Annotated in this window: 19 protein-coding genes and 2 tRNA genes; 15 read left to right on the forward strand and 6 right to left on the reverse strand. The window is 56.5% G+C overall.

Annotated features, from left to right (window positions below; translation table 11 throughout):
• Window positions 1-31: 31 nt before the first annotated feature.
• Complete coding sequence (locus RBH10_RS05790; protein ID WP_372339782.1) at window positions 32-775, reverse strand: 3-oxoacyl-ACP reductase family protein; 744 nt, start codon at window positions 773-775, stop codon at window positions 32-34.
• A 116-nt stretch (window positions 776-891) separates the two neighbouring features.
• Here RBH10_RS05790 and RBH10_RS05795 point away from each other — a divergent pair, with 116 nt between their 5' ends.
• Window positions 892-1,821, forward strand: a complete 930-nt coding sequence (locus RBH10_RS05795) for a LysR family transcriptional regulator (protein WP_281038856.1) — start codon at window positions 892-894, stop codon at window positions 1,819-1,821.
• A 133-nt stretch (window positions 1,822-1,954) separates the two neighbouring features.
• On the opposite strand, the gene RBH10_RS05800 is transcribed toward RBH10_RS05795, so the two are convergent.
• A complete protein-coding gene (locus RBH10_RS05800) occupies window positions 1,955-2,176 on the reverse strand; it encodes a hypothetical protein (protein WP_306180459.1) in 222 nt (73 codons plus the stop codon).
• Window positions 2,118-3,323 carry a hypothetical protein gene (locus tag RBH10_RS05805; protein WP_306180460.1) on the reverse strand — a complete coding sequence of 402 codons (1,206 nt, stop codon included), beginning with the start codon at window positions 3,321-3,323 and terminating at the stop codon, window positions 2,118-2,120. Before RBH10_RS05805 ends, RBH10_RS05800 begins: the two co-directional genes overlap by 59 nt.
• A gap of 100 nt (window positions 3,324-3,423) precedes the next feature.
• Between RBH10_RS05805 and RBH10_RS05810 the strand changes: the two genes are divergently transcribed.
• Both RBH10_RS05810 and RBH10_RS24865 read left to right on the forward strand, forming a co-directional pair.
• Complete coding sequence (locus RBH10_RS05810) at window positions 3,424-5,013, forward strand: hypothetical protein (RefSeq protein ID WP_281038858.1); 1,590 nt, start codon at window positions 3,424-3,426, stop codon at window positions 5,011-5,013.
• Between the two features lie 31 nt (window positions 5,014-5,044).
• Complete coding sequence (locus RBH10_RS24865) at window positions 5,045-5,581, forward strand: DUF2290 domain-containing protein (RefSeq protein ID WP_372339772.1); 537 nt, start codon at window positions 5,045-5,047, stop codon at window positions 5,579-5,581.
• 128 nt (window positions 5,582-5,709) lie between these two features.
• Here RBH10_RS24865 and RBH10_RS05815 read toward each other — a convergent pair whose 3' ends face one another.
• Window positions 5,710-7,530, reverse strand: coding sequence for a recombinase family protein (locus RBH10_RS05815; RefSeq protein WP_281038859.1), 1,821 nt, complete (start codon window positions 7,528-7,530; stop codon window positions 5,710-5,712).
• A gap of 213 nt (window positions 7,531-7,743) precedes the next feature.
• Here RBH10_RS05815 and RBH10_RS05820 point away from each other — a divergent pair, with 213 nt between their 5' ends.
• From RBH10_RS05820 to RBH10_RS05855, 8 genes are all read left to right on the forward strand, one after another.
• Window positions 7,744-8,604, forward strand: a complete 861-nt coding sequence (locus tag RBH10_RS05820; protein WP_281038860.1) for an outer membrane protein — start codon at window positions 7,744-7,746, stop codon at window positions 8,602-8,604.
• A gap of 209 nt (window positions 8,605-8,813) precedes the next feature.
• Window positions 8,814-9,992: a phosphoserine transaminase gene (locus tag RBH10_RS05825; RefSeq protein WP_281038861.1), complete on the forward strand. Its 1,179-nt coding sequence runs from the start codon at window positions 8,814-8,816 to the stop codon at window positions 9,990-9,992.
• An 83-nt stretch (window positions 9,993-10,075) separates the two neighbouring features.
• Entirely contained in the window at window positions 10,076-11,671 is a 1,596-nt protein-coding gene (gene serA / locus RBH10_RS05830) for a phosphoglycerate dehydrogenase (RefSeq protein ID WP_045019110.1), read from the forward strand.
• Between the two features lie 224 nt (window positions 11,672-11,895).
• Window positions 11,896-12,993, forward strand: a complete 1,098-nt coding sequence (locus RBH10_RS05835) for a Tim44 domain-containing protein (RefSeq protein ID WP_281038862.1) — start codon at window positions 11,896-11,898, stop codon at window positions 12,991-12,993.
• Between the two features lie 489 nt (window positions 12,994-13,482).
• The gene (locus RBH10_RS05840; protein ID WP_281038863.1) at window positions 13,483-14,673 is read left to right on the forward strand and encodes an OpgC family protein; all 1,191 of its coding nucleotides are present in this window, start codon (window positions 13,483-13,485) and stop codon (window positions 14,671-14,673) included.
• A 206-nt stretch (window positions 14,674-14,879) separates the two neighbouring features.
• On the forward strand, window positions 14,880-16,076 hold the full coding sequence (gene mnmA / locus RBH10_RS05845; protein ID WP_281038864.1) for a tRNA 2-thiouridine(34) synthase MnmA: 1,197 nt from the start codon (window positions 14,880-14,882) through the stop codon (window positions 16,074-16,076).
• Window positions 16,077-16,211: 135 nt separating this feature from the next.
• A tRNA-Met gene (locus tag RBH10_RS05850) sits at window positions 16,212-16,288 on the forward strand.
• A gap of 263 nt (window positions 16,289-16,551) precedes the next feature.
• Window positions 16,552-17,205 (forward strand): hypothetical protein, encoded by a 654-nt coding sequence (locus RBH10_RS05855; RefSeq protein WP_281038865.1) that lies wholly within the window; start codon window positions 16,552-16,554, stop codon window positions 17,203-17,205.
• A 500-nt stretch (window positions 17,206-17,705) separates the two neighbouring features.
• On the opposite strand, the gene RBH10_RS05860 is transcribed toward RBH10_RS05855, so the two are convergent.
• Window positions 17,706-17,888 (reverse strand): hypothetical protein, encoded by a 183-nt coding sequence (locus RBH10_RS05860; RefSeq protein WP_306180461.1) that lies wholly within the window; start codon window positions 17,886-17,888, stop codon window positions 17,706-17,708.
• A gap of 209 nt (window positions 17,889-18,097) precedes the next feature.
• Window positions 18,098-18,172, reverse strand: a tRNA-Gly gene (locus RBH10_RS05865).
• A 256-nt stretch (window positions 18,173-18,428) separates the two neighbouring features.
• Here RBH10_RS05865 and RBH10_RS05870 point away from each other — a divergent pair.
• From RBH10_RS05870 to RBH10_RS05885, 4 genes are all read left to right on the forward strand, one after another.
• Entirely contained in the window at window positions 18,429-18,938 is a 510-nt protein-coding gene (locus RBH10_RS05870) for a prolyl-tRNA synthetase associated domain-containing protein (RefSeq protein WP_281038867.1), read from the forward strand.
• A 54-nt stretch (window positions 18,939-18,992) separates the two neighbouring features.
• A complete protein-coding gene (gene trxA, locus RBH10_RS05875) occupies window positions 18,993-19,961 on the forward strand; it encodes a thioredoxin (RefSeq protein WP_281038868.1) in 969 nt (322 codons plus the stop codon).
• Between the two features lie 68 nt (window positions 19,962-20,029).
• Window positions 20,030-20,701, forward strand: a complete 672-nt coding sequence (locus RBH10_RS05880; RefSeq protein ID WP_045019100.1) for an LON peptidase substrate-binding domain-containing protein — start codon at window positions 20,030-20,032, stop codon at window positions 20,699-20,701.
• 10 nt (window positions 20,702-20,711) lie between these two features.
• On the forward strand, window positions 20,712-20,900 hold the full coding sequence (locus RBH10_RS05885) for a Trm112 family protein (RefSeq protein ID WP_281038869.1): 189 nt from the start codon (window positions 20,712-20,714) through the stop codon (window positions 20,898-20,900).
• The last annotated feature ends 15 nt before the right edge of the window (window positions 20,901-20,915 follow it).

The raw sequence follows: 20,915 nt of genomic DNA on the forward strand, positions 1-20,915 counted from the left end.
GGCGCTCCGGCATTGGAGCGCCGGGGGCAGATCAGGCGGTGAAGCCGCCGTCAGCGAGGATATCCGCGCCAGTGACGAACGCTGCTTCGGGGCTTGCGAGATAGGCGACGACACTGGCGATCTCGTAATCTTTGCCGTAGCGGCCGATCGCCATGCCGGGGCCGACGATCTTCGAGACAGGGCCGCCATCGGGGTTCATGTCGGTGTCAGTCGGGCCGGGATGGACGGTGTTGACGGTGATGCCCTTCGGCCCGAGGTCACGCACCAAGCTGCGGTTGAAGCCGGCAACAGCGCCCTTGGTCAGCGTATAGAGCGAGGCCGTCGGGAAGGCGGCATAGCGGGTCATGGACGAGCCGATATGGACGATGCGCCCACCCGGCTTCATGCGACGTGCTGCTTCCTGCGTGGCAACGAAGACGCCGGTGACGTTGACGGCGATCATCCGTTCGTAGTCCTCGAACTTGATCTCGTCGATCGGCCCGCCAAGAGCAATGCCGGCATTGTTGACGAGGATGTCAATCGAGCCGAAGGTTTCTTCGGTTTTTGCGACTGCGGCGCGGACGGCGGCCGGATCGCCGGCATCGGCCTGAATGGCGATGGCGCGGCCACCGGCGGTTTCGATTTCCGCGACCACAGCGGCAGCCTTGTCAGGCGAGGCGCTGTAGGTGATGGCGACTGCCGCGCCATCGGCGGCGAGACGCTTTGCAATTGCCGCGCCGATTGAGCGCGAACCGCCGGTTACAAGGGCAGTCTTGCCGGTCAGGCGATGGGTAATACTGGTCACTGTCTTCACTCCGTTTGTGGTTTCGATGGAGCAAAGATGGTCGGTTTATTTCGTTTTGATTAGCTGGTAATGTCTTGTTCCTGTTTCAAGCAATCGTTGAAGGACGTATGGAGACACTGGCCAATCTCGAAAGCTTCGTCAAAAGCGCCGAGACTTCTAGTTTTTCGGAGGCTGCGCGGCGCATGGCGTTGACGCCGGCTGCCGTTAGCCGCAACGTGGCGATGCTGGAAAGAAACCTCGGCGTAAGATTGTTCCAGCGATCGACCCGCAAACTTGTATTGACCGAAGCCGGCGAACGTTTCTTCCAGTCAATCCGAGGGAGTCTCGACGCGCTGCAAACGGCGATCATTGATGTTTCATCCGGCGTGTCCGAGCCGGCCGGCGTGCTGAAAGTTAGCCTTAGCCCTACTTTCGGCGTCACGCATATTCTACCGCTGCTACCGGAGTTGCTACAACGATACCCGCTCATCAGACCGGAATGGCATTTTGAGAACCGCCCGGTTGATCTAGTTGCAGAAGGCTATGACGTGGCAATCGGCGGGGGCTTTGATCTTGCACCCGGCATCGTTGCCCGAACGCTGGCACCCGCCCACATAATTGCCGTAGCGTCCCCAGCCTATATGGCTAAGCGCACCCCGCCAGCCGATCCCGCCCAGCTCTCACAATTCGAGGGGATCGTCATGCGTTCGCTCCGGACTGGCCGCATCCGACATTGGGCAATGCGGAACGCCGCAGGTGCCGAAATGATCGCGACGTTACCCGAAACGATCGTCGTCAACGACCCGGCCGCAATGCGCGAAGCGGCAAAGCTCGGCCTCGGTGTGGCAATGCTTGCGATGCCCGACGTTTTACCGGAGCTTGAGAGCGGCAATCTCGTTCGTCTTCTGTCGCATTGGTATTCCGATGCTGGGGCGATTTCGCTGTATTATGCCTCGCGTACGCACTTGCCAGCCAAAACGCGGGCATTTGTAGACCTTGTTGCAGATGCGTTCAAACGGGACCGGCTAGCCGAACGATTTGCCGGAAGCCTAGGATAAGCCTCTTTTGCAAACCGGCCTGTCGCAAACATTTCAAGTTTTAATCAGGTTGTGCGTGCGATATTCGCGACGATTGCAGAATCGGTATTTTCACGATTATTGCAACGCCCACGGCATAGTTGCGCGCCAATGGTTAGTTCCTTACCTCCGCAAACACGTCTAACAGAGTGGTGCATTCCCGCAGCAAATCTCTTGCGGCAGTCGCGCCTTTCAAGACGCGTACCTCGAAAATCTTCTCGATAGCGACCTTGGCCGCACGCACATGCACCGGCATATCATCATCCAGCGGATTTTCATCAAAGCTGCGGTTGAGAGCCTCGAATGCCCGCTTGAAGATCTCGACGTTGTGGTTCATCAAAATCCAAACACCATCCGTAGTGACGCGGAGCTTGCCATCCCGAGATCTCGCAAATCTCGGCAACGGTCACTTTTGAACCTATGGCCGTCGCGACGGGGAGCGGCGTGAAACTAAACTCGGGCATACCGGCACGCTTTATTGTGACCTCTCTCGCTAGGTCACGCGCCATCTCATTGATTGTCCTATGATCGTCGGTGCGCGCATGTTCGGCGAACGGCAGCGGTGTTAGAGCGCAGCCATACTTGTCGAACCGGAACGACGCATACATGTTGAAGTTGGCTGCTGAAAGAAATGGGCTCGATGTGTCGAAGGAGATGCCGATGTCCGAGTTGAACCGACGTAGACAGCGAAGGATTGTCGTGAACAGGTAGGCCGGCTCAAGGGTGGAAATGCCGAGAAAGTGTATCCACCGGGCATTCTGCAACAGGCCGTCATCATACATGTCTAGCAAACGGGCCATTGTCATCGAGAACGCGCTCTGATGTGCTCCCGCAAATGCCCAGCCTTCCAGCCGGTAACCCTTTACAGCATCGTACCAGACCTTGCTTTCGCGCTCGGTGCGCCCTTGGAGGACGTTGAGGAAATTCGTCGTCGCTCCCGGCGCGCGATGCAGGACGAAATAGTTGAGATTGAACAGCGACTGCATCAGGCATGCGTTGAAATCCATTGACAGGCCGTTGGCAGCGCTCTCCGCTTGGAGAGGGTGTCCATCGGCGATGAGCCGAGCCACGTGTGCGGCAAGATTTCCGGGCGAGATGCCTCCGGTCGGGAAATCAAGGGACATGGCAAAATCGGCGTGCCCTTCAAGCCAGCGCAGCATGCGTTCGCATGTTTCGTCACCCGTAAATTCGATGGTCCCCTGCTGAATTTGAAAACCGCCGCTGTCTCCTATGATCGTCGTCTTGCTTTTATCACGAGCACTGACCGAGCTTGTGTGCTTTGCTGCGCTGTCGTTCTTGGCGGCTTGTCCTGCGCTGTAGAGCGCATAGGGATAGTGGAACAGGCTGCTATTCGGGTCGAGAAAGTTGAGGTCTCGCTCATGGAATGAGTAGTTTTGCTTCAGGTGCTGTGAATGCCCGATCTTAGCGAATTCGGCGGTGATCGATGGCGTGTAGACGGCATGCGCGGATTTCGTGGAAAGCATTGAATAACCTTAAGAACCTTGTCTTGCTAACTCGCTGCAATTTTTTAAGACCTGCACGGCTTGATTGCGGGAAAGTTGATGAAATCATTGCGAGCATCCAATGGACAAAGCCGTTAAGAAAGAACCAATCGTTTCCGTTCTCGATCAGTACAAGAACCAATTTCGGAGCGTGATCGACGCCGCCGACGCGTTCGAAAAGCACGACAACGAGGGCCAAAAGCTGCTGTACGCGGCTCTGGAGAAGCTTTTTGAGTTCGGCGAAGAAATCCGCCGCGACATGTCGGCGTTCGAGGAATTTCTTGATGATCGCGGCAAGACGCTGAGCAAGGTCACCAAGGAAAACCCTTATAACGGCCTGACTGAACTTGTCTTTTCGGAAGACCGCAGCAAAAGCTGGCGTAGCGAGATCAGCAACGTTCTGAGACTTGCATCAGAAATCAAAGGCAAGACTCCGTTGAGCCAATGGCTGGCAGAAGGTGGCGGCATTTCCGGGCGTTACAAAGATGCGGTGGATCACTTCGCACGTCCAGCGGCCACTAAAGCGCAAAAGCTCCGGTCTTCCCGACTCGACATGATCACCAGCGAATTAAAGCAGTCGCGGATCGTCAAGAAGTCCCTGCCGGGCGTGACGCTCGCCGACGGCTTTCATCGCTCCCTGCTGTTTTCCGAGGGCGGCCAGACCTTCCTTGTCCACGTTCGCGACGAGGACGATCAAAAGACCATCGACAAGTATCTGCTCGAAGTCGCTGGCAACAGGGAGCCCGACGATCATCCGCTTGCCGGTCGCCCACTCTATCCGCTGTTTCGGGCAGTCGACCTGATCGTCGGCACGTGCAAGCCGTCCAATACGGGCAAACTCCAGCTGATCGCGATCTGGAACGAAGCGACCGATAATGCTCCCGTCACAAAACTGCGCTTCCTGTCGGATGCAAACCGTTTCACAAATGCCACCGTTACGCTTGCTCATGCCCTCCCGGAACTGGAAGGCAAAGGGCAGCTCGTCCTTGAACTTCCCGACGCAGAAACCTTTCGGCAGCTATTCCAGCATGATTACCAATGGCGCATATCGGCTGACGATCAGCGCATTTCCATCGTTGATGATGCAACGGCACAAACGCGGTTGGTGCTTCGACCAATCGCGGATTATTCGGACAAAAGGCTGCGGCAGGGTGCGAAGCTCGGACAGAGAACACGTCATTTTCAGGCGACATGCACGGGAATGAAAGCTTCGGCCAACAACCTCGACATGGCTAGCGCCTTGTTCAAGAGGTCCAACGGTGCGCAGCTTACCGCCGACCCGACACCAAAACGTCTCCAGTGGCTTTCAGACGGTGCGGCGCTGGAAGTCGGCTTCACCAGTGCACAAGGCTATTCCGGACTGTCCTATCCCTTTTTGGATTTCGCAGCGCCGACAACTGCGCTTGACGCACAGATGGAGCTTTCGCTGGCCGACATCGCTGCGTTCTGGAAAACCGCTTCCGCCTATGGCGAAGACCTAGCCGGTTATATCGCCGATAGCGATGTTGCCGACGCAGCTTTTTGCATCGACCACACGTTTGAAAGCGGCGATCATTTCGAATACGTCTCCCCGATGGTCCTCGGTGTTTCTAAACAGATTTTTGGTAGACGGATTCGCAGAGGATATTTTCGCTGGCATTCAACAACATCTCCTAGAGGAGCGGGGAAATAAGCTTTTCCTTTCGCCTATTAAATCGATAGGCATGGTTTCAAACGGAGGAATATCAATAAAGGAGTACGCGGATCTTTTAGAGACCGGCGCTTGCTCGGCTGTTTTTATCGATGGGTCGATCTTAAATGTTGAGGCTACATTTCAAGACGGGAATTTGGAAAGCCACAGGTACTTCTTTATTCCAAGCCCTTTTGATGAGAACACAATGCTGTCGCGACCCTCGCATATTACACTAGCAGATTGGGTAAAAGATTCCGTAGAACTAGAGGGAGTGGAGATATTTCGCAGCGTCGGGACCTTTCGATCCGACTGCGTAAGACTATCCGCCTCGAACCTCGAAGATCCCCATCCTGTTTCACATATGACCTTTGGTTCAAGCGATTGCCGCGTACCTGTGAAGGGGCCGCTCAGCATCGCGTACTTTTTCCATTTCGTATTTGACAACTTTTATCGACACTACCGCAGATTTTGGCTCAATTACTCATCCCATCTCTCGTCCGGAGAGACGGAAGTCACGATCACCGGCCCAGAGCGGTTACAGCACCATGTCCACTGGGATGAACCATGAAGCAGATCGAGTAGAATTGGTTCGTCATAAAACACAATTGCATAGCGCAGTTTTAGCACACTGCGCCCCCACGCCACATAAAATCAACTACTTAACACTGGAGTTTTCCAGTTCCGATCTGGGCAATGTTAGTGCTTCTTGTTGATAAGCGTACGAACGATACGTTTGCGCTTATCAACAAGATGCGCATTCGGGTCTTGCCGGGATTGAGGAATCGTGGTTGTCAAAGTTTCCGAACTCCAGCCCATGGGAATGACTTTCTCGCCAGTTCCGTCAACGGCATGGCCGGTTTCGTCCTTGTCCTTCCATAAAACTGGAACACCATGCTTTCGCATTAGCTTCCTATTATCAATCTTTTGTAGCAATCGCCCGTCGCGATAGAACTCGTATAAAAGAAGGTGCCCACCGATGGAGACGCGATAGGTTTTACGGTTGAAGTCGAAGGCAATCACGTCGATATAAGAGTGCATTATTGCCGAGACCCTCGAACGGCTCGCATAAACCTCATCATCTAGGCCGGTTGGCCAAATCAAGCGTTCAAGCTGTAGTCGCTCTACTGCTGTAGCGAGCGCGCCTGCCTCTGTATCGATACGCGCAAGATCGCCCTTCATTTCCGCAATCTGTGTGGTCAGTTGCTCGACGGTCGTTCGCCGCTCCGACAGTTGTGAAAGGATGTCAATCATCGCGGCATCGTCATCCGACAATTCAAGAGCGCGAAGCAGTTTGTTTTTGCGTTTTTCCATCTCATCGAGTTGGATTTCTTTTGTCATTATCTCATGAAGTAGGACTTCTCGATCAGCGGTCTGTCTGCCAGTTCCAATTTCGAAGTCAAACTCTTTGATTTTGTCGAGAATGGTAGCTTCCATAATGTCGTACCGGAAGCCACCGCCCACGCTAGGGCAGCCCGCTGCACGATACCTGTTGTCGCAGTGAAGGTGTCTGTGTGTCTTGCCGCCCGTCCCAGCAAGCCGCACGCGGATGGGCCCATTGCAATGTTGGCACACGCAAAGGCTTGTAAACAGGTTCGTCAGTTGCTTGCCCTTACGTCCGCTTGAAACTCGACGCTGTTTGTTACGCTGGACGCGCCAAAACAGTTCTTCGGGTACGGCGGCGGGAAGGTAGTTTTTGATTGGTGGGCCGTTCGGGGTGGCTTTGCCGTTTATGGCGTGCGTTGGCTGATATGTACCGATCACCGCTTCATTGCGAAGGATGCTGCCGACGTTAGGCTGTTGCCATCCCTTTTTCGACGTTCGGAACGTAGCAATACCTTCGTCATTCAGTTTGCGCGTGATAACCAACTGACCGAGACCGGCGTCCGCCATTTCGTAAATCTTGCGAACAGTCGCCGCATGCTGATTTAGCTGGTATTCAAACTTGTTGGCGGCAACCTCGATCTGATCGATCCATCCCCACATATTGTGGGAATAGCGACCAATTCCCTGCGCAGCGAGTTTCTTCTTGTTTGCGTGGGCCTCTTTGAGACGCTTGCTCTTCGTCTGGCTTTCCTCATGTGCTCGCGACATGATCGCCAGCGACATCATCAATTGCGTCCAGTTTTCATCGACCGTCGTTTCCGAATATACCTGCTTGTCAGCAAGGGTGACGATGGTCACACCAGCGTTGATGATGTCGATGAACGGACCAATTGCATTACGGACTTGCTGACGGCTCAGCCGGTCAAGGCTCTCGACGAGCAAATACGATCCACGTTTTATCAGGCCACTCTGGATTAACTGCAAAAAACGCCCAAGAGCACCGTCTTGGACATTGGCGCCTGTCCATGCAGAAATGCCAATGTCTGTAAGGCTTTCATCCAGAATCAAATTGTTCTTGGCTGCATATTTGCGGCTGAGTTCCAACTGACGACGAAGGCTGTCGCCCTTCATCTGCTGCTGGCTACTCATCCGAATATATGAGTATGCCGTCTGCCTAGTCTCGCTTTGTTCCATCAACGCAATACCCTTTGAACTTCATTAACCTATGCGTTTTAGGGTTAAGAAAGCGCAAACCGTAGCAACGCGTTTACCATTCCCAGTAACGACTGCTGTAATGCAAATTTCCATTTTAATCGGGACTTAACCATTTTACGTCAATCTCCATGACTGAACAGTTCACTGGCATTAGCTGCCGCAACGCACGTGCCTTTTTCTGGAGTGGAAGTCATGAAAAACGCCCTGGCCGGATTTCTGGCCGTTCTGCTGACCGGCACGAGCGCCGTCGGCGCCGACCTTTACCAAGCCGAACCTGCACCTGCCTATGTCGAGGCACCCGAAGTTCAGATCACGCAGTCGAGTGGCTGGTATCTGCGCGGTGATGTCGGTTATTCCTTCAACAAGCTGCGCGGCGCCCATTATTATCAGGGCGGACCGGGCGGTTATCTGCAGAATTTCGAAACCGCGAAGATTGATGATAGCTATAACATCGGTGCTGGTGTCGGTTATCAGTTCAACAATTATTTCCGCAGTGACGTGACCTTCGATTATATGGGCAAATCGGATTTCCGTGGTTCTACCAGCGGTTATTGCGGTAGCGGGCCTCTGGGAAGTAACACTCCATGCGTATCAACAGATCTGAGCGCGCTCAGAGCCTATACGCTGATGGCGAACGCCTATGTGGATCTCGGCACCTACGGTCGCATCACCCCCTATGTCGGTGGCGGTGTTGGTGCCTCTTACGTAAAGTGGGACAAGTTGCGCAATACGTCCTGCGCGACAGACGGATCGGGCTACTGCGACCCGACCACGGAGCATGGCGGCAAGGGCAAGTGGCGTTTCGCTTATGCCTTGATGGCCGGCGCGTCCATCGATGTTACCTGTAACCTGAAGGCCGATATCGGTTACCGTTTCCGCCAGATCAACAAGGGCGACATGTTCGCCTACGAGAACGGCGGCGGTCCGGGCCGCGACAAGGGTCTCTATTCGCATGAAGTGCGCGTCGGTGGCCGTTATGTCTTCGGCGGTTGCGATACTGCACAATACATGCCGCCTGCCGATATTCCGCTCCAGCCTGCCGTTTATAAATAAACGTCACGCCAGACTGATAGCTTCAAGCCGTCCGCATCCTCCTCGGGGTGCGGGCGGTTTTCGTTTTGGCGACACGACGCATGACGCATATGGGTTAAAATTTCCATGCGTAGCGACATATTCCGCTTGACGGAGGCCGGTGAGAGGAATAGCAACAGCGGCAGGACACCTCTCCCTAACGAGAGGCGCCTATCTGAAAGGGTAGTCAAATGACAGATATAGTGAAGCCGGACCTGCGTCCGGGCAATGCGCATTTTTCTTCTGGTCCCTGCTCGAAGCGTCCCGGTTGGTCGCTAGATGCACTCTCTGATGCACCGCTCGGTCGCTCGCATCGCGCCAAGGTTGGCAAAGCCAAGCTGAAGCAGGCCATCGATCTCACCCGTGAAATTCTGAACGTTCCTGCCGATTATCGTATCGGTATCGTTCCTGCATCCGACACCGGTGCCGTTGAAATGGCGCTCTGGTCGCTGCTCGGCGAACGTGGCGTCGATATGCTCGCCTGGGAAAGCTTCGGTGCTGGTTGGGTCACCGACGTCGTCAAGCAGCTCAAGCTGAAGGACGTTCGCAAGTTCGAGGCCGACTACGGCCTGCTGCCGAACCTTGCCGAAGTCGACTTCGACCGTGACGTGGTTTTCACCTGGAACGGCACCACGTCAGGCGTTCGCGTCCCCAATGCCGATTTCATTCCGGCTGACCGCAAGGGCCTGACGATCTGCGACGCCACCTCGGCGGCCTTCGCTCAGGACATGGACTTTGCAAAACTCGACGTCGTCACCTTCTCCTGGCAGAAGGTTCTGGGCGGCGAGGGTGGTCACGGCGTCATCATTCTTTCGCCCCGCGCCGTCGAGCGCCTGCTGAGCTACGCGCCGGCATGGCCGCTTCCGAAAATCTTCCGCATGGTCTCCGGCGGCAAGCTCATCGAAGGCATCTTCACCGGCGAAACCATCAACACGCCGTCCATGCTCTGCGTTGAGGACTATATCGACGCTCTGCTGTGGGCGAAGAACCTTGGTGGCCTGAAGGCGCTGATCGGCCGTGCCGACGCCAATGCCAAGGTCATCTACGACTTCATCGAGAAGAACAACTGGATCGCCAATCTGGCCGTCAAGCCGGAAACCCGCTCCAACACCTCCGTCTGCCTGAAGATCGTCGATCCCGACGTACAGGCGCTGGACGCAGCCGCTCAGGCGGATTTCGCCAAGGGCATCGTCGCCCTGCTCGAAAAGGAAAATGTCGCCCTCGATATCGGCGCTTACCGTGACGCACCGTCCGGTCTGCGTATCTGGGCCGGCGCGACCATCGAGACGGCCGATATGGAAGCCGTCATGCCCTGGCTCGCCTGGGCTTACCAGACGCAGAAGGCAACGCTCTCAAAGGCTGCCGCCTGATTTTGATACCGGCCCTGCGAAGATGCAGGGCCGCCTATTTCCCGCTTTTAAAACTGCACCATTTTTCAAGGAGCCCGTGAACCATGGCACCTCGCGTACTCGTATCCGACGAACTGTCGGAAACCGCTGTCCAGATCTTCCGTGATCGTGGCGTCGAAGTCGATTTCCAGCCGCAGCTCGGCAAGGACAAAGACAAGCTGGCTGAAATCATCGGCAATTACGATGGTCTCGCCATTCGTTCCGCCACCAAGGCGACCGAAAAGCTGATTGCGGCGGCAACCAACCTCAAGGTCATCGGCCGCGCCGGCATCGGCGTCGACAATGTCGATATTCCGGCCGCATCGCGCCGTGGTATCATTGTCATGAACACGCCGTTCGGCAACTCCATCACGACAGCCGAACACGCCATCGCGCTGATGTTCGCCGTCGCGCGCCAGCTTCCGGCTGCCGATAGCTCCACGCAGGCGGGCAAGTGGGAAAAGTCGAAATTCATGGGTGTCGAAATCACCGGCAAGACGCTCGGCGTCATCGGTGCCGGCAACATCGGCTCCATCGTCTGCTCGCGCGCACTTGGCCTCAAGATGCATGTTCTGGCCTACGACCCCTTCCTGTCGCCAGAGCGCGCGCAGGAAATGGGCGTGACCAAGGTTGAGCTGGACGAACTTCTGGCGCAGGCCGATTTCATCACCCTGCATGTGCCGATGACCGACAAGACACGCGGCATTCTGGGTGCTGAAAACCTTGCCAAGACCAAGCCGGGCGTGCGTATCGTCAACTGCGCCCGTGGCGGTCTGGTGGATGAAGCGGCTCTTGCCGACGCCATCAAGTCCGGTCATGTCGCCGGCGCCGGTTTTGACGTGTTCGAAGTCGAACCCGCCACCGAAAGCCCGCTTTTCGGCCTGCCGAACGTCGTCTGCACGCCGCATCTTGGCGCTTCGACCACGGAAGCACAGGAAAACGTCGCCCTTCAGGTTGCCGAGCAGATGTCGGATTATCTGGTCAAGGGTGCCGTCTCCAACGCCATCAATATGCCGTCGATCACGGCTGAAGAAGCACCTCGCCTGAAGCCGTTCATCCGCCTGGCGGACGTTCTCGGCTCCTTCGTCGGTCAGGTGCAGGAAAGCGCCACCAAGGAAATCGAAATCCTTTATGATGGCGCAACCGCCAACATGAACACCAAGGCGCTGACCAGCGCATTGCTGGCCGGCCTCATCCGCAGCCAGGTTGCGGATGTGAACATGGTTTCCGCACCTGTCATGATCAAGGAAAAGGGCGTCATCCTGTCCGAGGTCAAGCGCGACAAGACCGGCGTTTACGACGGTTACATCAAGCTGACGGTCAAGACGGAAAACCAGATCCGCTCGGTTGCCGGCACGGTGTTCTCGGATGGCAAGCCGCGCTTCATCCAGATCAAGAACATCAACATGGATGCCGATGTCGGATCGCACATGATCTACATCACCAACACCGACGTTCCCGGCATGATCGGCTTCATGGGCACCACGCTCGGCGAGGCTGGCGTCAACATCGCCAACTTCCAGCTCGGTCGTGAAAAGGAAGGCGGCGACGCCATCGCGCTTCTTTATGTCGATGGTCCGGTTTCCGAAGATGTGCTGGACAAGCTGCGCGCCAACCCGGCAATCCGCCAGGTCCGGCCGCTGACCTTCAACATCGACTGATACCTATCGTTCCTCCCAAGGGGACAATAAGGACCGGTGCAGGGGAAACCCTGTGCCGGTTTTTTTTGGTTCTGAACCGCCGGTTTCATCGAAATATGGGTGTATTTCTCTCTTTGGTTGCATATCACGAAAAATTTAAGCCCGGCATACTAAAAATGATGATCATGAGTTGCTATATCGCCTGCTGACGCCGCTCATGGGAGGGTGGCCAACAGGAGATAGTGATGTTTGCTGCCTTTCGGCGCTTCAAGGGTTTGTTCGCAGTCGCCGCGCTTGGTATCGCGGTGTCTTTCGTTGCCGTCGACATGGCGGAAGCACGTCGTGCGAGCGGCGGTTTCGGTAGCCGCGGCACAAGGACGTTTTCCGCGCCGCCGTCGACCAGCACTGCCCCCGGCCAGACCGCGCCGATCAACCGCAGCATGACACCGAATAACCAGCAGAATCAGGCAGCGCCCGGTGCGGCACAGCCGGCTCGTCCCGGTGCGCAGGCGCCGCAGCAGAGCCGTGGCCTGTTTGGCGGCATGATGGGTGGTTTGATGGGCGGCCTGTTGATGGGTGGCCTGTTCGGCATGCTGATGGGCGGCGGCTTTGGCGGCATGGCCGGTTTCCTCGGCATGCTGCTGCAGGTGGCGTTGATTGGCCTGCTCGTCATGTTCGCCATGCGTTTCTTCGCATCGCGCCGTCAGGGTCAGCCCGCTTATGGTGCGGCAAACGGATCGGCGCGCACAGATAATTCCGGCTCCTCCTTTAATGGTGGCGCACGTAATGGTGGCGGAGAGGCAGGCCCTTCCGCATCTTCGTTCAAAATTCCGAAGATCGGCGCGCTTGCCGGTGCTGCGGGCGGCGCGGCCGTGGCTTCTGCCGCAACCGCAAAGCCGGTGGCACACGCCAATGCCGTTTCTGAAGGCGACGAGATCGGCATCACGCAGGGTGATCTCGAAGCCTTCCAGAAAATGCTGCAAGATGTTCAGGCTGCCTATGGGGCCGAGGATTACGGCACGCTGCGCAAGCTGACGACGCCGGAAGCCATGTCCTATCTGGCCGAGGAACTGAGCGACAACGCCACGAGCGGCGTGAAAAACGACGTGCGCGACGTGACGCTGCTGCAGGGTGATGTTGCAGAAGCCTGGCACGAAGAGGGCCAGGACTATGCGACGGTGGCCATGCGCTACTCCGCCATCGACATTATGCGTGACCGCACCTCCGGCAAGGTAATCGAAGGCGACGAGCATCATCCGTCTGAAGCGGTGGAAATGTGGACCTTCGTGCGCCGTGGCGGCAACGACAACTGGCAGGTCGCCGCCATTCAGGCCGCCGCCTGAGGCGACACATAGTCTTTTGTGAATGAAACAGCCCGGAGGTTTTGCAAACCTCCGGGCTTTTCTTTGTCGTGATTCGGTGCCCTGGACGTTATTGGCCTTCGCGGCTTTTCAGCGATGCGGGAGGCAGGGCAAACTCTGTCAAAAACGTCTGATAAATCTAACAGGTGATATCTGTAACGCCCGCAAGTCGTGATGCGCGCTTCGCCTTGCCATGCAAGGGTTTGCGCTCTCTTTGCCAAGATATCTCGCCGGCGCATAGCTTGGACGCTCCACGGAATTGCCATTTTTTATTCATCCGGTGTTCAGTCCCTGCATCCTAACCAGAACGCATACACGTCAATGTTACTTTTCGCGCCGTTTCTAAACCGCTTTGGAAAGGGAACCACAGGCGCAAAACAGCGTTGACAATCCAAACCCCGGCCCGTCCCTCGGCAAGCCGGGCTGGGTGGCCGGGCAATGCACGGCCCGCGAGAACGGAGAGCTATCGAGATGAAACGCTTCGACCTGATCGACGGGATGCGCGGTTATTTCCTCGTCTTCATGCTGATCAACCATCTGGTCTTCGCCGGTGGCTTCTGGTTGGTGGAAATTAACCACCGGCAGTTTGCATTCGTTGAGGATGCGCAGGGTTTCGTTTTTCTGTCCGGCCTGCTGATCGGCATGGTCTATGCCCGCAAGATGATGAAATACGGCTATGACGCCGGTAAACAGATGATCTGGAACCGGGCGCTGGAGCTTTATCGGTATGCGATGGGTCTCGTAATCGCCGTGCTGTTCTTCCGCATGGTCATCCCGCACGCGCCTTATATCTGGTACAACTGGCTCGGCATGACGTCGTTTGACGATCCGCTACGGCTGGCGGCGATTGCGACATTCCTCTTCCAGCCGACCTTCATGGATATCCTGCCGCAATACATCGTCTATATGCTGTTTGCTCCGATCCTCATAAAGCTCTGCCTCGACGGCAAATGGGCCTATGTCCTGGCGGGCTCCCTGCTGGTCTGGATGGCTGGCCAGCTCGGTCTCCAGCAGATCGTGACCGCGCCGCTTAACGAACTCGCCAAGGGCGTCGACGAACAGGGCATCCGCGTCAGCTTCAACCTGTTCGGCTGGCAGCTGGTCTTCTATTCGGCGCTGGTGCTAGGCGCGATGACGGCGCAGAACCGTATTCCGTGGAAGGCGATCTTCTCGCCGCAAAACACATGGCTTCCCAAGACGGCGCTTGTTACCTGCCTGTTCTTCATGCCGCTGCGCATCGCCACCGCATGGGGCCTGATGCCGGAATTCATGATGGGCAAGTTTTCCACGATGGAAATCCGCGCCGATTTCGGTCCGGTCTATCTCATCAACTTTCTTGCTGTCGGTGTCGGCCTGACGTGGCTGGTCATCGCCGGCCCCAAACATCACCGTCCGCTGGTGCGTTCCATTGCCGAAGGCGTGATCTGGGTGCTTTCGCTGAAGTTCCTGCAGTTGCTCGGCCGCCATTCGCTTCAGGTCTATGTCTGGCATGTGGCAATCGTCTACGGCGTCTATTATCTGGATGGCCGCACGGCGGAACTGTCGCAACTGAACAAGACGCTGATCGCCTTGACGGCGATTGGGCTCCTGGCCGCGCCGGCTCTGTGGCGTGAACGCGACAGGTGGATCGGTAGCAGTGGCCAGAAGGCGGCCGGCGCGTAACGCCCTGTCATTGCCGGACTGAGATGGCTTTGCGGGGCGGCTTTTCGCCCCGTACTTGCGTGCGCGGCCATTCCTTTCTATATGCACGCCTTAAATCCGCATGATGGCGAGGCAGGACAGTCTGTTTTTCGACTGAAGTTCTCGTGGCGGATGACCGACAGGCGGCGGGGCCTTTACCCCCGTTATGACTGACGATGGGAAAAAACGTGAATACGCTCGATTTTGACAAGAGGCCGGAAGACACCCGGATCGTTGTCGCCATGTCCGGTGGCGTCGATTCTTCTGTTGTGGCCGGTATCCTCAAGCGCGAGGGCTACGATGTCCTCGGCATCACCCTCCAGCTCTACGATCACGGCGCGGCCGTGCACCGGGCCGGCTCCTGTTGCGCCGGACAGGACATAGACGATGCGCGCAGGGTCTGCGAAACGCTCGGCATTCCCCACTACGTGCTGGATTATGAAGCGCGGTTCCGCGAAACCGTCATCAACCCCTTTGCTGAAGCCTATGCGATGGGTGAAACGCCTATCCCCTGCGTGGCCTGCAACCAGACCGTAAAGTTTGCCGATCTTCTGGCGACGGCGCAGGAGCTGGGTGCGGATGCGCTGGCAACCGGCCATTATATCCGCTCGCGTCCCAACCCCGTTGCCGGCCAGCCGGGGCGTCGCGCGCTCTATCGTCCGATCGACAGCGACCGTGACCAGAGCTGGTTCCTGTTCGCCACCACGCAGGAGCAGATCGATTACCTCCGCTTCCCGCTCGGCGGCCTCTCCAAGGCGGAAACGCGGGCGCTGGCGGAAGATATGGGGCTTGTCGTCGCCAAGAAGGCCGACAGCCAGGACATCTGTTTCGTGCCGCAGGGCAAATATACCGATATCATCAACAAGCTGAAGCCGAATGCGGCTTTGGTGGGCGATATCGTCCATCTGGACGGGCGCGTGCTCGGCCGCCATGACGGTATCGTGCATTATACGATCGGCCAGCGCCGTGGTATCGGTGTTGCGACCGGGGAGCCGCTCTACGTCGTGCATCTCGATGCACGCGGCCGCCGGGTCATCGTCGGCCCGCGTGAGGCGCTGGAAACCCGCCGTGTCTATCTGCGTGACATGAACTGGCTTGGCGATGGCGAGCTTGGAGATGAGGCCGGGCAGGGCTTTTCCTGTTTCGCCAAGGTGCGCTCCACCCGTCCGCCAACCGAAGCCATGCTCCACGCCGACGAGAACGGTATCTATGTGGATCTGATGACCGGCGAGGCCGGCGTCGCCCCCGGTCAGGCCTGCGTGCTCTATTCCGCACCGGGCGCGGATGCCCGCGTTTACGGCGGTGGCTTCATCGAACGTTCTGAACGCTCAGCCGACGCCGAGGCCTCGCTGAAGGCGCTTCTGGAAAAGCCGGTTGCCGCCTGAAACAATTCGCCTTTTATCGCTGTGTGGAAAGCGAATTTTTTGCGCATCATGCGCTTGACACTTTGGGGAGCGGCACCTTATAAGCCGCTCATCCTGATGGAGCGGACGGTCACATGGCTGTCACGTTTTCCCTGTGGCGGGGTAGCTCAGGTGGTTAGAGCAGCGGAATCATAATCCGCGTGTCGGGGGTTCAAGTCCCTCTCCCGCTACCAAATTCTTCTATTATTTCAAGGTCTTGAAAATAAGACTGGGCTCCGGTGTCGAGAGCCTGCGCGAACCCTAAGCGCTGCTGGCCATTGGTAACGGGTCGATCGGCTATTCTCAGCGAATGTACCCTGTAGCGCGGTTTCGGAATTTTGACATGAAATCGGAATTTCGAAAATTCCGATTTCATGTCAAAACCCATTAAAGGTGCTCTTGAGTGCCTCTTAAGTGCTGTATCCTTGCTAAGAAAAGCGTGATGTGAGGGAGCGCGATGAAGTTGGATTGGTACGAAATATTTGCCAGCACGAATTGGATGGAATGGGCGAAGGTCATTGCCGATCTGATTAAGGGGATAGCGTGGCCGGTCGCAGCAACGTTCATCGTTTTCATTTTTCGCAAACAAATCAGGGATCGAATAAAAGACATCGTCTCGTTGGGTCCGACTGGTGCAGTGTTGCAGCCTTCAAACCAGCAATTGCAAAGCAAACCTACTACGGGATTGCAGAAAACAGCTACGCACCCTCTCCCAACAGTACAAGCTTTGATTACCAAGATTGAGGGTGAACTCGGTAATGTCGCTGATGAGGAACGTATTCCCAAGCTCATCTACACATTGGCCGAAGCTCAAATTGAGAGAAGTTACGAGGTAGTGTGGGGAGCAATATTCGGTAGCCAGATACTTGCCATGCGACGAATGCTCGAAGGGACCTTCACTATGGAGGAGGCTAGAGCCTTGTATGATAATGATGTTCGGCCCCACATAAAGGACCCTGATAAGTACAGCTTTTATGATTGGTGTAACTTTCTATTGAGACAGAACCTCGTTTCGTCGGCCGAAAATGGGCAGTTGTTAATCACAGAATACGGTCGGGACTTCATCAGTTTCATTGATATCCGGAAGCGAGAGCTATCGAAGGCACTCTAAAACGAACGACTATGCAACCTCAGCAGTTGACTCAGCATGAAATGAGACATCACGACGTGGCTCGCTGGGCGTCGGGCGCTATCATGCTGTCCTGATGGGAGACGACATACGAGTTGGGCTTGGTTCCGCAAGCCGTCCGCGTATCTTTTCGTCGAGAATGCCGGGCTCTGGGGCGCCGCGATGATGCCGGTCGCGGCTTAGGAAGGGCGTATCGGGTTGCCACCTGTCGAATGCTGGAGAGAACCTTCTGCACGGCGCTTCCTATGACAGGGCGCCAAAAAAAGGGAAACCCGCTGCTGCCAAAAGCACCAGCGGGTCTCAACCTTTACCCCCTCCCACAAGGGCGGCTGAACAAAAGCACATCGAATGAATTATGGCAAGATCAAGGCGACCATATTGTTGCGGTGGATGGCTCGGTTCGCCAATTTAACGGCGGATGGCAGAGCGTGACCAGTTCGGTACGTCGTTCATAGGGCGACCGGTAGGACACGACATTCTCGTCACAGCGCATTTCTGCGCGATTCTGTATAGGCGCTTTCGATCGCGCGCGGCTGATAGTGTGTTTTGTGCCGTGGAGCCTGATCCCGACCATTAACGATCATGTCGGCGGCGAAAGAGGCGGCCGGCATTGACAGAATTGCGAATGCGGCAATCAGGGTAGTTCTTCTGATTTTTGCAGACATGGGCTGTTCCCCCGGGTTGATCAACACGGGAAGAACGTCTTGCGCATGAAAGCTGTTCCGAGGGCAGGCGGCGTTATTTTCGCGGCGGCGTGGCTTCTTCGGTGGGAGGGGGCGTGATGAAAATCACGTACATTAAACGGTCTGACCCCGGCATGGCTTTGCGAGGAGCAACAGGGCGCATTTGACAAAAAAGCTGTCTTTGGGAAGTTTGGAGCGGGCGAAGGGATTTGAACCCTCGACCCCAACCTTGGCAAGGTTGTGCTCTACCCCTGAGCTACACCCGCTCAAATCCATCGGTCCGGGGTAGTACGCTGAACCGTGGGCCACCGCAGTGCGGCGACGGGCGCTATATCGCTCAATCGATTTTGGAATGCAACAGGGAAATGACAAAAACGCGAAAATTTCTTTAGGAAATGCGACAAGCGGCGGAAATGATTGAGAATTTTCGTCCTGTTCCTTTTTCCCGCGTTGCCAAGCCCCGGTTGCCGCCTTAATCATGACGGCGAAGATATCGGAATCGGCAAAGGCAGGCGGCAGGATATGGCGGAAAATTCTCCGAAGACGGCAACAGACTTGTTTCAGTTTCTGGATGGGCTCGGTATCGAGCATAAGACGAAACAACATGAGCCGGTCTATACCGTTGCCGAATCCCAGTCGCTGCGTGACCTCATTCCCGGCGGCCACACGAAGAACCTTTTTGTGAAGGACAAGAAGGATCAATATTTCGTTCTGACCGTTGAGGAAAATGCGGTCGTCGATCTGAAAAGCGTTCACAAGGCGATTGGTGCGGCAAGCCGCGTGTCCTTCGGCAGACCGGAAAAAATGCTCGAATATCTGGGTGTCGTGCCGGGTTCGGTTACGGTTTTCGGCGCCATCAACGACAGCGATCGGCAGGTTACCTTCGTGCTCGACAGCGACCTTCTGGAAAACGAGTTGATCAACGGTCATCCGCTTTCCAATGACCAGACGACGACGATAGGAAACAAGGATCTTATTCGCTTTCTCGAGGCGACCGGTCACACGCCGCTTGTCTTGAAAGTGAGCGAGTGAGATACGATCTTTGCTTCAATCGATACAATATGACAGAGATTACGGGAGACCGGCATGAGCGGCACGAACAATCCTTACGGCAGTTCCTATGGCGGGCAGATGTCCGGCAACGCGCAATATAGCGGGGAGCTGAACGGTGCCTCCTCCGGTCACATCAAGGACACCACAACGGCGGCCTTCTCCAAGGATGTTCTCGAGGAATCGCGCCGCCAGCCGGTTCTGGTGGATTTCTGGGCGCCCTGGTGCGGTCCGTGCAAGCAGCTCACGCCGGTACTTGAAAAGGTCATCAACGAGTCGAATGGCCGCGTGAGGCTGGTAAAGCTGAACATTGACGATCATCCGTCCATTCCGGGCCAGCTCGGCATCCAGTCCATTCCCGCCATCGTCGCTTTTGCGGATGGCAGGCCGGTGGACGGTTTCATGGGCGCGGTGCCGGAAAGCCAGATCAAGCAGTTCATCGAGAAGATTGCTGGACCCGATGCGGGTGATCCGAAGGCCGAGATTGAGGCCGTTCTGGCTGAAGCGAAACAGCTTCTGTCCGATGGTGATCATAACGGTGCGGCACAATTGTTCGGCGCCGTCATGCAGGCCGATCCGGAAAATCCTGCTGCCATCGCCGGTATCGCCGAATGCATGATCGCCGTCGGACAATATGAACGGGCAAGTGAACTCCTCTCCTCCCTGCCGCCGGAAGTGGCCGAGGATGCGGGCATTCAGCTCGTTTCGAAAAAGATCGCGCAATATGAAGAAGCCCGAAAGATCGGTGATCCGGTGGCGCTGGAACGCGATCTCGCGCTCGATCCCGATAATTACGAGGCGCGGGTGAAGCTTGCCAAGGTCCTGAACGCCCAAGGGCGGCGTGACGAGGCGGCAGACCATCTGCTCTACGTTATGCGCAAGGACAGGACTTTCGATGACGACGGCGCGCGCCGCCAGCTTCTGGAGTTTTTCGAGGCCTGGGGTTTCAAGGACCCGGCATCGGTCGCCGGCCGCAGGAAGCTTTCGGCGATACTGTTTTCGTAATGCGGGCATATCCCGGCCGCGGCGGTTGATCCGCCGGCCGGGCAGCAGTGAACAGGGGGCTTGATCCCATGCATGTCGGAAATGCGAGATATGTGAAGAGCAACGATCTGCCGGAAACCGTGCCGGTATTTCCATTGCCGGGCGCCCTGCTTTTGCCGGAAGGCCATCTTCCGCTCAATGTCTTCGAGCCGCGATATCTTGCCATGATCGATATGGCGCTGGCCGGTCACCGGGTCATCGGCATGGTGCAACCAGCCCTTCACGTCATCGAGGCGGGGCTTGAAAGCGGCCCCCTCAGCGCGGTTGGTTGTCTTGGCCGCATCACCTCATTTTCTGAAACTGGGGACGGGCGTTACGTCATCTCGCTTACTGGCGTCTGTCGCTTCCGCCTGCTGGAAGAGGTGGATGTGGGCAAGCCCTATCGCAGTTTCCGGCATGCGCCCTTTATCGCCGATCTTTCCGGCGAATATGACGAGGATGCGGTGGATCGGGAGAATTTGCTCAGGGTATTCCGCGCGTTTCTGGATGCCAACCAGCTGGAGGCGGATTGGGAAAGCGTGGAAAGGGCGGGCAATCGTGTTCTCGTGAACTCGCTTTCCATGATGTCTCCGTTCGGCCCTGCCGAAAAACAGGCGCTGCTGGAGGCACCCGACCTGAGGACACGGGCCGAAACACTGATCGCCATCACCGAAATCGTTCTTGCCCAGGGGTCGGGTGAGTCTGGTACAGTGTTGCAATAGGATCGCCGCCATGGATGACAGGATGAGCAATGCCGATCCGAAGCTCCTCGAGCTGCTGGTCTGCCCCCTTACGAAGGGGCGTCTCTCTTATGATCGCACCCGCAACGAGCTGGTTTCCGAAAGCGCCAGGCTCGCTTACCCGATCCGCGACGGAGTGCCGATCATGCTGATTTCCGAAGCGCGAAAAATAGAAGACTAGCCTTTCCCCTGACCT

Origin of the sequence: Rhizobium sp. AN73 (genome assembly GCF_030757975.1) — a bacterium.
Classification (GTDB): domain Bacteria; phylum Pseudomonadota; class Alphaproteobacteria; order Rhizobiales; family Rhizobiaceae; genus Agrobacterium; species Agrobacterium arsenijevicii.